At 65.6% G+C, this 12,285-nt stretch carries 12 protein-coding genes and 1 riboswitch; of the genes, 4 read left to right on the top strand and 8 right to left on the bottom strand.

The genetic code is table 11. The features are described from left to right. Positions 1–49: 49 nt before the first annotated feature. From KK7_RS0108325 to KK7_RS0108310, 4 genes are all read right to left on the bottom strand, one after another. Positions 50–1,528 (bottom strand): phytoene desaturase, encoded by a 1,479-nt coding sequence (locus KK7_RS0108325; RefSeq protein WP_010544187.1) that lies wholly within the window; start codon positions 1,526–1,528, stop codon positions 50–52. After that, positions 1,528–2,685, bottom strand: coding sequence for a lycopene beta-cyclase CrtY (crtY, locus tag KK7_RS0108320; RefSeq protein ID WP_010544186.1), 1,158 nt, complete (start codon positions 2,683–2,685; stop codon positions 1,528–1,530). Before crtY ends, KK7_RS0108325 begins: the two co-directional genes overlap by 1 nt. A 101-nt stretch (positions 2,686–2,786) precedes the next feature. Further along, complete coding sequence (locus KK7_RS0108315) at positions 2,787–5,252, bottom strand: TonB-dependent receptor domain-containing protein (RefSeq protein WP_010544185.1); 2,466 nt, start codon at positions 5,250–5,252, stop codon at positions 2,787–2,789. Between the two features lie 168 nt (positions 5,253–5,420). Then, positions 5,421–5,867, bottom strand: a complete 447-nt coding sequence (locus KK7_RS0108310; RefSeq protein WP_010544184.1) for a YqfO family protein — start codon at positions 5,865–5,867, stop codon at positions 5,421–5,423. A 53-nt stretch (positions 5,868–5,920) separates the two neighbouring features. Between KK7_RS0108310 and KK7_RS0108305 the strand changes: the two genes are divergently transcribed. The 4 genes from KK7_RS0108305 (at position 5,921) to thiC (ending at position 10,066) form a co-directional block, all read left to right on the top strand. Continuing rightward, positions 5,921–6,718: a sterol desaturase family protein gene (locus KK7_RS0108305; protein ID WP_010544183.1), complete on the top strand. Its 798-nt coding sequence runs from the start codon at positions 5,921–5,923 to the stop codon at positions 6,716–6,718. After that, positions 6,642–7,067 carry a DUF2141 domain-containing protein gene (locus KK7_RS0108300; protein WP_010544182.1) on the top strand — a complete coding sequence of 142 codons (426 nt, stop codon included), beginning with the start codon at positions 6,642–6,644 and terminating at the stop codon, positions 7,065–7,067. Before KK7_RS0108305 ends, KK7_RS0108300 begins: the two co-directional genes overlap by 77 nt. Positions 7,068–7,134: 67 nt before the next feature. Then, positions 7,135–7,992: a MipA/OmpV family protein gene (locus KK7_RS0108295; protein ID WP_010544181.1), complete on the top strand. Its 858-nt coding sequence runs from the start codon at positions 7,135–7,137 to the stop codon at positions 7,990–7,992. Between the two features lie 40 nt (positions 7,993–8,032). After that, positions 8,033–8,143, top strand: a riboswitch (TPP riboswitch). 45 nt (positions 8,144–8,188) lie between these two features. After that, positions 8,189–10,066, top strand: coding sequence for a phosphomethylpyrimidine synthase ThiC (gene thiC, locus KK7_RS0108290; protein WP_010544180.1), 1,878 nt, complete (start codon positions 8,189–8,191; stop codon positions 10,064–10,066). Between the two features lie 21 nt (positions 10,067–10,087). Here thiC and KK7_RS23730 read toward each other — a convergent pair whose 3' ends face one another. The 4 genes from KK7_RS23730 to ung form a co-directional block, all read right to left on the bottom strand. Further along, a complete protein-coding gene (locus tag KK7_RS23730; RefSeq protein WP_010544179.1) occupies positions 10,088–10,486 on the bottom strand; it encodes a PIN-like domain-containing protein in 399 nt (132 codons plus the stop codon). Next, positions 10,483–11,190, bottom strand: a complete 708-nt coding sequence (locus tag KK7_RS0108285; protein ID WP_010544178.1) for a DUF433 domain-containing protein — start codon at positions 11,188–11,190, stop codon at positions 10,483–10,485. Before KK7_RS0108285 ends, KK7_RS23730 begins: the two co-directional genes overlap by 4 nt. A gap of 93 nt (positions 11,191–11,283) precedes the next feature. Beyond that, entirely contained in the window at positions 11,284–11,478 is a 195-nt protein-coding gene (locus KK7_RS20380; RefSeq protein WP_010544177.1) for a type II toxin-antitoxin system Phd/YefM family antitoxin, read from the bottom strand. A gap of 43 nt (positions 11,479–11,521) precedes the next feature. Continuing rightward, positions 11,522–12,217, bottom strand: a complete 696-nt coding sequence (gene ung / locus KK7_RS0108275; RefSeq protein WP_010544176.1) for a uracil-DNA glycosylase — start codon at positions 12,215–12,217, stop codon at positions 11,522–11,524. Positions 12,218–12,285: the final 68 nt, after the last annotated feature.

Raw genomic sequence — 12,285 nt, 5'->3', positions numbered from 1 at the left:
CCGGGGGCAGCACCGACCTGATGCGCCTGAAGGGGAGGGGCTTGGATGTTCACGCCAACTCGCCCAGCATCAGCTCGGCGGTCGCCTTGGCGCTGCCGACGACGCCGGGGATGCCCGCGCCCGGATGCGTGCCCGCGCCGACGAAATACAGGTTCGAGATCGCGTCGTCGCGGTTGTGTACCCGGAACCAGGCGCTCTGGGTCAGGATCGGCTCGAGGCTGAAGCCCGAGCCGTGGTGCGCCGCGAGGTCGTCGCGGAAGTCGGTGGGCGCATAGTGGAACTTGGTGACGATCCGCTCGGCCAGGTCGGGGATCAGCCGGCGCTGCACCTCCGCCAGGATTCGCGATTCGAGCACGGGCCCCACCTGGCTCCAGTCCGCCGGGAACTTGCCGAGATGCGGCACCGGCGCCAGCACGTAGAACGTCGAATGACCCTCCGGCGCCATGCTCGGGTCGGACGCGCTGGGGTGGTGGAGATAGAGCGAGAAATCCTCGCTCACCACGCCGTTGGTGTAGATGTCGTCCAGCAGCCCCTTATAGCGCGGGCCGAACAGGATCATGTGGTGCGGAATGTCGGGGAAGGTGCCCCGCAGCCCGAAATGCACCACGAACAGCGAGGGCGAGAAGCGCTTGTTGACCAGCCGGTTCGCCGTGCGCCGGGCGCTGCGCGAGTTGCGCAGCAGGTCGCGGTAGCTGTGGACGATGTCGGCGTTGCTCGCCACCGCATCCACCTCGACCTCGACGCCGCTCTTGGTGCGCACGCCGACCACCCGATCGCCAAGCGTCAGGATCTCGTCGACCGGATCACCGATGCGAACCTTGCCGCCCAGCCGCTCGAAATGCGTGATCATGCCGGCGATCAGCCGGTTGGTGCCGCCTTCGGCCCACCAGACGCCGCCGTCGCGTTCCAGCTTGTGGATCAGCGCGTAGATGCTGCTGGTCGCCATCGGATTGCCGCCGACGAGCAGCGTGTGGAAGGACAGCGCCTCCCGCAGCTTCTCGTTCTTCACGAAGCCCGAGACGATCGAATAGACCGAGCGCCAGGCCTGGTGCTGCATCAGCGCAGGGGCGGCCTTGAGCATCGACTTGAAGTCCAGAAACGCCTTGGCGCCCAGCTTCACATAGCCTTCCTCATAGACGCTCGCCGAATAGTCGAGGAAGCGGCGATAGCCGGCGATGTCGCTGGCATCGAGCTTGGCGATCTCGCCTGCCAGAACGGCGTCGTCGTTGGTGTAGTCGAAGGTCGTTCCATCGGGCCAGGACAGGCGGTAGAAGGGCGTGACCGGCTTCAGCGTCACATCTTCCGAGATGTCGTGGCCCGAGAGGCGCCACAGCTCCTTCAGCGCGTCCGGATCGGTGATCACCGTCGGGCCGCCGTCGAAGGTGAAGCCGTCGCGCTCCCAATAATAGGCGCGGCCGCCGGGCTTGTCCCGGGCCTCGATCACGGTGGTGTCGACCCCCGCGGACTGCAGGCGGATGGCGAGAGCGAGACCGCCGAAACCGGCGCCGATCACGACTGCGCGGCGCATCAGCGGCTCCAGATCGCGGAAAGGGCGCGCCCCACCGGCACCGGCGGCTTGCCCGAAAGCACCCGCACGCGATCGCCGAAGGTCGACTGGCCGGCATAGAAGCGCTGGATCAGACCTGCATCCAGACGATAGAAACGTTCCAGCACGCGATAGCGCTCCTCGGGTTCGGCCGCCTTGAACAGCATCGCGGCGAGCATGCGATAGAAGCCGCGCTTGCGCCAGAGCCCACGGGAATAGCCATACAGCATTTGGTGCAGCGCCTCGCCCGAATAGTCGCGCGCGTCGGCGATCAGCGCGGCGGTGCGGATCGCATCGGGGAAGGAATAGCCGGTCATCGGGTGGAACAGCCCGGCCTTCATCCCGGCCTTGGCGATGCCGCGCCCGCCGGCCGCCCAATAGGCGGCATGGTCGCCGCCCATCGCGACGGGCAGGCTGCCCACTTCCTCGCGCAGCACGCGGTCGACCTTCCAGCCCGCGGCATCGGCATAGGCTTCGATCCGGTCGCCGGTGGCGAGGATGTCGAGCGCCGGCGTGTCGCTGTAATAGGTGTCCTCGACGAACATCCGCGTCGGGCTGAACGGCAGGCAATAGACGAAGCGATAGCCGTCGATCTGCGGCACCGTGCCGTCCATGATGATCGGGCGGGTGACGTCGTGCAGGTCGCTGAGCGCCAGTTCGGCGCCGTGGAATTTCTGCCAGCCAAGCTGGAGCGCACTGGTATCGCTCACCCCGCGGCAGTCGATCACGCCCTCGGCCTCGACCAGGTCGCCGTCCGCGAGCGCGACGGCGGTGGGAGTGATGTCCGCCGCCTCGCGTTCGAGCAGCAGACTCTTCTCGCCCAGCGCCCCGCGCACGACGCGATCGAAATGATCGGATTCGACCGAATAATAGCGGGCGGGCAGGGTACGGAAATGGCCGGGGAAGGCGACGTCATAGCCGTTCCAGCCATGGCCGATCAGCGGGGCGGCCAGCCAGCGATGCTCGGGCGCCACGTCGTCGGCGAAGAACGACCAGAGGTGATTGCCGCCGATCCGCGCCGAGCCTTCGATGAGCCGGACGGTGCAATCGGGTTTCTTCTTCCGGATTGCCAGCGCGATAAGCCCGCCGGCAAGGCCGCCGCCTACAATGGCGACGTCACAACTGATGGTTGAAGGCATGACTGCCGCCTAGCCCAACGCCCGGGGCGTGGAAACCCCGCCATTGAGCCCGAGCGCCGAAGCGATGGCGGGCGCGTGACCGGCGCCCGCCATGTCGCGGATCAGAAGCTCAGCTTGGCCGAGGCGGATACCGTCCGCCCGTTGATCGCGCGGGCCCAGCCGATGCCGTTGGCGGGTACCTCGCTTTGGTTGATGTCGAAGAAGCCGGTGGTGTTGAACAGGTTGGTCGCGTTGAGCATCAGCTGCACGCGATCCACCGGCTTGACGATCACGAACGCCGCGACGGTGGTGAAGCCCGGCATCTTGAGCAGGTTGCTGTCTTGCGCATAGCTGCTGGTGATCGTCACGATGTTGGCGCCCAGCGTTACCCGGCGCAGCTCGATCTGCGGCGTCGCCTCCAGCGTCCAGGCCGGCTGGTGGCGGGGTTCCTTGCCGGTCAGCGTGGAATCCAGCCGGTCCTGGGTGATCTTGGCGGTGGTGTAGGTGGCACCGGCGGTGATGCTGAAGATGCCGCGACGATAGCTGCCCTCCATTTCGACACCGGTGGCGCGATAGCTGCGGATGGTCTGGTTGGCCGATCCGTTGAGGACATTGTGGTCCTCGGCCGTCGCGCGGAAGGCAGTGACGTTGAGGGTGACCCCCGCCTTGCGGAACTTGAAGCCGCCTTCCAGCTGGGTGACGCCGTCATCCTTGTCGGCCGCGTCGGGGACGCCGCCGGTGACCGCGCTCACCGCCGGGGTGAACAGGATCTTGTCCGCATTGGCGCGGGCGCCGTGGCTGTAGCGGGCGAAGACCGAGAAGGGCTCGGCGACGCGGTAATTGATGCCGCTGGAATAGCTCCAATAGCCGTAATTATAGTTGACCGGGGCCGGCTGATCGAGCGGCAGGATGGCGACGCGGGTTTCCGGTGCGGAGATCACGCCGTTGCCGTTGATGTCGAAACTGGTGATGCCGACGCGGCCGCCGCCCAGATCCGCACCGATCAGCGTGCCGCGCACCCGCCCGCGATCGTAGCGGACACTGCCGCCGATCGAGAGCTTGCCCACATGATAGTTGACCGAGCCATAGGGGGCGAGAATGTCGTATGACACGTCGAAGATGCGGCGGAAGCGGCTGCCGTTGCGGCTGAAGGTGTAATAGCCGTTCTGGGTCTGCGCCACGCCGCTCGCGCTGGTGACGTTGACCATCGCGGTCTGCGCGCCCCCTGCCACATCGGTGTCGATACCGGCGTGCAGCCACTGCGCGTTGAGCTTCTGGTTCGCCTTGTAGAGGCCCGCGGTGACGGTCAGGTCGCCCTGTCCCATCTTCCACACGCGTGTGGCGCGGATATCGTTGGTGAAGTTGTCGAGTGAGCGGGCGCGGGTCTGCGCCATGTAGCTGAAGGCGAGCAGGCCGTTGCCGTTGGCGTCGACCGGGACGACGTTCCCGATGTTCGGGCCGCTGGCATAGGTCGCAACCGCGCCGGCGCCCGCCTGGGAGGCGGCGATCGAGGCGACCGTGCCGACGTTCGACGGGAAGACGCGGAGGAAGTCGCCCGAATTGGCCGCATAGCGCATGCGTTCGCTGATCGTGAAGCCGCCGATGTCGAACTGCGCCTCCAGCCCGATCGACTTGCTGATCGCGCGCATGCCGTTCGCGACTTCGAACCGGTCCAGCTTGTTGTCGCCGTTGAGGGTGACGACCGGGCCGATGAAGGGCGACAGCAGCGAATCCTTGCGGATGTCGAAATTGCCGGCGTTGGTGATGACCGGATTGTCGTTCGTGCCGGTGATCCGGACCGGATAGGGCGCGAAGGTCGGCGAGCGGTCGTCGAGCCACTTGGCGTGGAGGCGGACATAGCCGTTCGAGAACTGCTTCGTGACGTTGAAGCGGAGCTGGCCGCCCTTGTAGCCGGTGAAGCCGATGTCGCGCGGGCCCTCGCCGACGCGGTAATAGCCGCCGACATGGAAGCGCCAGCCATCGCCGAGCGGCTGGCCGTAATCCATGTCCACCCGCTTCTCGCCATAATCTAGGCCGAGCGTCGTCTGGATCGCGCCGCCACGCGTCTCGCCGGTCTTGGAGATGAGGTTGATCAGCCCGCCCGGCGCGTTCGACGAGAAGGTCGAACCGGAGCCGCCGCGAATCGATTCAATCGCCGCCACGTTGAAGTCCGGCCGCATATAGACGTCGACCGCGACGTTGAAGATGTCGCCGAACTCCAGCACCGGCAGCCCGTCTTCCTGGAACTGCATGTACTTGGAGCCGCCCGCCGCCAGCGGCAGGCCGCGCACGGTATAGTTGGCGTTGCCCTCGCCGATCCCGTTCTCGACGCGGATGCCCGGCATGGTGCGCAGCAGATCGCCGAGCGGGCGCGGGCCCAGCTTCTCGAACTCGCTGGCCCGGAAGGCGCTGGTGGAGGTAGCGCTGTCGAGCCGGTCACGGCCCTTGGCGACGCCGGTCGAGAAGACTTCTTTCTCCGGCACTTGTGCCTTTGCGGCGGGCTTTTGTTCCTCGCCGCTGGTCTGCGCCAGCGCCGGGTGAACGATTGCGCTCGCACCAAACGCGAGCAAGAGATAGCGAAGTTTCATGGCGACCACTCCCAACAGCCCGATGTTATCGTTGATGAAGGGAGTCTAGGGGGGCGGGCCTTACCAGAGTGTTCTGCGCACCTGCGTAGAAGTACGACGATTATGTACCGGTAAAATGCGTAGCAAAGCTTCTGATGCGGAAGGCAAAGCTTTGCTGCGTCGGCGGCGTCACCGCATCAGCAGCTCGACAGAAATACGCTCGATTACGGGAATCTCCCAGGGATGGGCGGCGAGGATGCGCGCGATGGACTCGGCAGCGGCCTGTCCATCCTCCGAGTCGAGGTGCACGCGCAGGACGACAGTGGGCGAGCGGGTCTCCACCTCCGCCGCGCCGAGCGTTGGCCGGGCGTTAGCAGCCGGCGTGAACAGCTCCCATCCCAGCCCGAGTTCGACCACGCCGCTATAGGCGCCGAAATCGCCGAGCGGATTCGCCTCCCGCACGATGGCGAGGATGGCGGACAGCGCCGGCTCGCGCTCGACGGCGTCGCCATCCCCTGCGGCCAGCGCGCGAAGCGTGTCGGCCGCGACGGGCACATGGATGGTGAGCAACTGCACCCGGCGGGTGCGGAAGGGCGGGGTAGCGATGGCGCGTTTCTCCTGCAGCCCGCCGCGCAAGGGGGAAGAGTTCGCATTGCGGTGCGGCGCGCGAAGGCGTAGCAGATCGGCGCATGAACGTCGCGCTTGCCATCCTCGCCTCGGCGCTTGCCATGACGGCGATCGTCGGCGTGCGTTACCTGGCCGCCTCGGCCGGGTTTGCGCTGGCGACGCGTCTGCGGCACCCCGGCCTCTACGCCGGGCTGGACCGGCAGATCGCGAAGGAAATCGGCTGGAGCCTCGCCTCTGCGGCGATCTACGGCATCCCCGCCGGCATCGTCGCCTGGGGCTGGAAGACACAGGGCTGGACCCGGATCTACGACGACGTGCATGCGATGTCGCTCTGGTACCTGCCGGTGTCGGTGCTGCTCTACCTGTTCCTGCACGACAGCTGGTTCTACTGGACCCACCGGGCGATGCACCGGCCGTCCCTGTTTCGTCGCTATCATGCGGTCCACCATCCCAGCCGCCCCCCCACCGCCTGGGCGGCGATGAGCTTCCACTGGGGCGAGGCGCTGTCCGGTGCGATCGTGATTCCGCTGCTGGTCTTCGTAATTCCCATTCATGTCGCCGCGCTCGGCTTGGTCCTGACGGTGATGACGGTTATGGGGGTGACCAACCACATGGGCTGGGAGATCTTCCCGGCCTGGATGTGGCGGGGGCCCCTGGGGGCGTGGTTGATCACGGCGAGCCATCATCAGCGCCATCACGAGCGGTACGGGTGCAATTATGGACTTTATTTCCGGTTCTGGGATCGGCTGTGCGGGACGGACCAGGGGCTGGGGCGTTTCGACCATGCGCCGGGCGGGCGCGGCACTCGCCGCGCTGCCGCTGCTGACCAGCGCCGCGCCGCTGGCGACGCTGGAGCTTGATTTCACCAAGCTGCGCTCGACCCGCGGGTTGCTTCAGATCTGCATCGCGCCCGCCGCGAGCGAGTTTCCGGATTGCCGCGACGGCCGAGGCGCGATCAAGCGCACCATTCCCGCGAGCGACGGCAAGCTGCGCCTGAGCGGCCTGGCGCCCGGCGACTATGCGGTGGCGGTGATCCACGATGCCAACGGCAACGGCAAGCTCGACACCTTCATGGGCATTCCGCGCGAAGGCTTCGGCTTTTCGCGCAACCCGGTGATCGGCTTCGGCCCGCCGCGCTTCTCCGCCGCGCGCTTCCCGCTGGAGGGCGGCAGCGACCGGCAGGAGGTGCGCCTGCGCTACCTCCTCTAGGAACTGCGCGAGCATGCAGGCGTTGCCGGGGTTTCTGATCGTCTGATCCCGTTCCCGGAGTTTCCCCATGCCCCTTCTGCGCACTACGGCGAGCGCCGCCCTCGTCTTGCTTCCGCTGTTCGCCGCGGCGCCCGCGCTCGCCCAGCAGGATGCCCCCGACTCCCCACCCGACCTGACCCGCGACACGGTGATGGTGGGCGTCGGCGCGGCGGTGGTGCCGAGCTATGACGGGTCGGACAAGAGCGTCGTCACCGCCGCGCCGGCGATCCGCGGTCGCGTCTCCGGCATCAACTTCGCGCTGCTCGGCAGCCGTGCCTGGGCCGATCTGATCGCCGACAACAACGGCCCCGGCTGGGATTTTCAGGCCGGCCCCGTCGTCAACGTCAACCTCAACCGCACCGCGCGGATCGACGACCGCCAGGTTTCCGCGCTCGGCAAGGTGAAGACCGCGATCGAGGCGGGCGGGTTCGTCGGCCTGGGCAAGCAGGGGCTGATCACCAGCGACTATGACAAGCTGACGGTGGGCGTGTCGTACATCCACGATGTCGGCACAGTGCATAAGAGCTATCTGGTGTCGCCCTCGATCAACTATGGCACGCCGCTCAGCCGCAAGGCCTATGTGCTGCTGAACCTCTCCGCCAATTACATGGGCAACGGCTATGCCCAGACCTATTTCGGCGTGACCCCGGGCGGCAGCGCGCGCAGCGGCCTGCCGGTGTTCAACGCGCGCAAGGGCTGGAAGGACTGGACGCTGGGGGCGATGGGCAATGTCGCGCTCACCGGTGACCTCACGCACGGCCTCTCGGCGGTGGGCGGGGTGGCCTATCGGCGGATGCTCGACGATGCGGCCGATTCCCCCGTCGTGCGGATCGCGGGTTCGCGGAACCAGTGGTACGGCGCGGTCGGGCTCGCCTACACCTTCTGACGGGGGCATTGCCCGCGCCCGCACAAGTCTTTACAGCAGGCATCATTCCCCGGGGGACCGCTGGTGCAGCGGTTGAGAGGAGGGCTGCAGCCTTCGACCCGCTGAACCTGATCCGGTTGACACCGGCGTAGGGAGGGAGGGTCTTGTTCCCCGAGGTCCGTCTGCTCCCGTACGTCCGCCCAAGGAGTAGACGAGCATGGCTGACATCCCCGCCAAGACCGAAATCGGCGTTACCACCGGCCCGATCCGCGGCAGCCGCAAGATTTACGTCGGCAAGCACCGCGTGGCGATGCGCGAGATCCATCTCGAGCCGGGCAGCGGCGAGCCGCCGGTACGCGTGTACGACACCTCGGGCCCGTACACCGATCCGAACGCCCGCATCGACATCATGGCGGGCCTGCCGGCGCTGCGCCGCGACTGGATCCTCGGACGCGGCGACGTCGAGGCCTATGACGCGCGCGAAGTCCGCCCCGAGGACAATGGCCTGAAGGGCCCGGATCGTTCCGCCGGCGTGCCGCAATTCCCGAATGTGGTGAAGCGCCCCTTGCGCGCCAAGCCGGGCATGAACGTGTCCCAGATGCACTATGCCAAGCGCGGCATCATCACGCCCGAGATGGAATATGTCGCCGAGCGCGAGAATCTCGGCCGCGAGCGGCTGGCGGAATATGTCCGCGACGGGCAGGACTGGGGCGCCTCGATCCCCGACTATGTGACGCCGGAATTCGTCCGCGACGAAGTCGCGCGCGGCCGGGCGATCATCCCGAACAACATCAACCACCCGGAAAGCGAGCCGATGGCGATCGGCCGCAACTTCCTGGTGAAGATCAACGCCAATATCGGCAACTCGGCGGTCGCCAGCGATGTGGCGAGCGAGGTCGACAAGATGGTCTGGTCGATCCGCTGGGGCGCGGACACGGTGATGGACCTGTCCACCGGCCGCAACATCCACGACACCCGCGAATGGATCCTGCGCAACTCGCCGGTGCCGATCGGCACCGTGCCGATCTATCAGGCGCTGGAGAAGGTCGGCGGCATCGCCGAGGAGCTGACCTGGGAGATCTTCCGCGACACGCTGATCGAGCAGGCCGAGCAGGGCGTCGACTATTTCACCATCCATGCCGGCGTCCGGCTGCCGTACATCCCGATGACCGCCAAGCGCGTCACCGGCATCGTCAGCCGCGGCGGCTCGATCATGGCCAAATGGTGCCTCGCGCATCACCGCGAATCCTTCCTCTACGAGCGGTTCGACGAGATCACCGAGATCATGAAGGCCTATGACATCGCCTATTCGCTGGGTGACGGTCTCCGCCCCGGCTCGATCGCCGACGCCAATGACGAGGCGCAGTTCGCCGAGCTCTACACGCTGGGCGAGCTGACCAAGCGCGCCTGGGAGCAGGACGTGCAGGTGATGATCGAGGGCCCCGGCCATGTGCCGATGCACAAGATCAAGCAGAACATGGAAAAGCAGCTCGAGGCGTGCGGCGAGGCGCCCTTCTACACGCTCGGGCCGCTGACCACCGACATCGCGCCGGGCTATGACCATATCACCAGCGGCATCGGCGCGGCGATGATCGGCTGGTACGGCACGGCGATGCTCTGCTACGTCACGCCCAAGGAGCATCTGGGGCTGCCCGACCGCGACGACGTGAAGGTGGGCGTGGTCACCTACAAGCTGGCGGCACACGCGGCGGACCTCGCCAAGGGTCACCCGGCGGCCAAGGTGCGCGACGACGCGCTGAGCCGCGCGCGGTTCGAGTTCCGCTGGCGCGACCAGTTCAACCTGTCGCTCGATCCGGACACCGCCGAACAGTATCACGACCAGACCCTGCCGGCCGAAGGCGCCAAGACCGCGCATTTCTGCTCGATGTGCGGCCCGAAATTCTGCTCGATGAAGATCACGCAGGAGGTCCGCGACTTCGCGGCGAAGCAGAATCAGGCGGCGGACAGCTTCCTGGCCGCGACCCCGGCTGCTGCGCCTGCCGAGGCCGAAGCGGGCATGGCCGAGATGAGCAAGGTGTTCCGCGAAACCGGCAGCGAGCTCTACATGGGCGCCGGCGGCCGCGAGCACGACTGAGGTGCTCTGTGGTTCTCGGGGTTAGCGGCCTATCGAGCGGAACTTGCTTCCGCTCGCTGGCACCTCGAAAACGCCATTAGCCGTAGTGCGGACGTGGGAAGCCATTTGAGGCCATAACGTCAGCAAGCGGGCCGTTTGCCGGTGGAGGGGCCATTTCTGCATCGCTGGGCTGAAGAAAAATCCGACTAAGCCTGCGCGATTAAACAGGTCTCTGGATGGACGCTTCTTTGCTATGTTCATGTCAGCTGATAAGACGGCCCATCCGCCCTCCTTCCCTAGAGCAGGAATCCATTCTTCGTCTTTAAGATTGTGTCGGCCGAATTTCTTTCCCAGCGCAACGATTTCGTGCTCAGGTTCAAAGATGATATTTAGCGCTTGCGCCAATCGGGGCGGTAGATTGTGATCTACCAGGAGCTTCACGCAGCGATCTTGCCCGATGCCCGGTCTTCGAAGAGAAGGGCGTCCCGCACGACCTGAGGCCGTAATTCAAACAGATCCGCCACACGCTCGACCGAGCCCTCCGCGGCGACGGCTTGGGCTAACCGGTTTGTCGGAACGCCGTTTTCTGCGACAATCGGCTGACCGAAGGATCGTTCGGGGTCAAGAACGATCGTGCGCTTACTAGGCAGCAGCCACCATCTCGAAGCGACCTCGGCGTCAAACGAAAGATCGACGAATGTCGGCGCAACGATCGTTTTGAACACTCTTTGCCGTGACTTCAAATCGATCAATGCCGGATCTCGATCTTCGCCATGAAGTCGCTCCGTCACCTCAAGAAAAATCTTCTTTCCGTCGCTCTTGAAACGGCGCGTCGAGAAGGGGTGCGTGTCGCCTACGATCTCGCTCGCTTGAGCAAGACACTGCCGGATCGTCGGAAGACCGATGCCTAGCGAGCGAAGCCCGCGCACCACCCTCGCTTCGATCAGGTCACGGAAACCCAGAAGTGGTTCATCCTTCTCCGCATCATATTGCGATATCCAGATCGGAGGCTGCGTTTTAGGTGGACCGTGATGCTGATAGCTGTACCCGAAGAGCCAACGCTTCAAGGTCGCCGGCGACAGGTCAAGCAGCCGGCCGGCTTCGGTGAGCGTATACGCGCCAATGCCATACTGCGGGTCCGACATGTGGATTCTGTAGCACGATCGACTCCGGCGATTCTACCTCAATAATCAAGGGTGCCCCCGTCGCCGTCATAGGGGCCGGATTGTCTGGATCGTTCACTTGCTCAGTGTTTTGGAGATGGGAGATTGCCCGTCCAAAACAGCTTGCATCATAGCCCATTGCGTAGCGGCGATCATCACTACGCCTTCGCCATCCGGTCTATTGATCCGCACGGCTTCCCTGGTTTCTGCCACGGCGGCAAGAACCTCATCTAACGTGCCATCGAGTTCTGCCGCCGAGATCGTCCGCATACGAGGCACATATCATAGTATGCAGAAAGTTGCTTCTACAGTCTCACAGCGCCGGCAGCGCCCAATCGATCGGCCTCTGCCCGATACTTTGCAGAAACGCGTTCGCCTTGCTGAAATGCCGGCTGCCGAAGAACCCGGAATGTGCCGAGAGCGGCGAGGGGTGGGGGGCCTTGAGCACCAGATGCCGCCCGCCCTTGTCGATCGAGTCGACGAACGCCGCCTTCTTCTGCGCGTGGCTGCCCCAGAGCAGGAATACCACCGGCTCGGGCTTCGCGTTGACCAGCCGGATCACCGCGTCCGTAAATCGCTCCCAGCCGCGGCCCTGATGGGCGGCGGCGCGGCCCATTTCCACCGTCAGCACCGCGTTGAGCAGCAGCACGCCCTGGCGAGCCCAATGCTCGAGAAAGCCGTGCTTCGCGCGGGGGATGCCGAGGTCGGTCTCCATCTCCTTGTAGATGTTGACCAGGCTCGGGGGCACCCGAACGCCCGGCTGCACCGAGAAGCACAGGCCGTGCGCCTGCCCCTCGCCATGATAGGGGTCTTGCCCCAGGATCACCACGCGCACCTGCTCCAGCGGCGTCAGGTCGAGCGCGCGGAACCAGTCCTTGCCGGCCGGGAAGATCCGCTTTCCCGCCGCCTTCTCGGCGCGCAGATAGTCGCGCAGCGCTGCCATATAGGGCTGGGCAAATTCCTCTTCGAGCGGCGCCAGCCAACTCGGATGCAGCTTGATCGTCGACATGGCGGCACACTGTCCGCTGTCGGCACGGGCCTGTCAATCGACGGCTATTGACAGCGTTGACCCCCGCG

The sequence above is a fragment of the Sphingomonas elodea ATCC 31461 genome (assembly GCF_000226955.1).
In the GTDB taxonomy this organism is placed as follows: domain Bacteria; phylum Pseudomonadota; class Alphaproteobacteria; order Sphingomonadales; family Sphingomonadaceae; genus Sphingomonas; species Sphingomonas elodea.
This window is presented reverse-complemented; position numbering and strand designations above follow the sequence as displayed.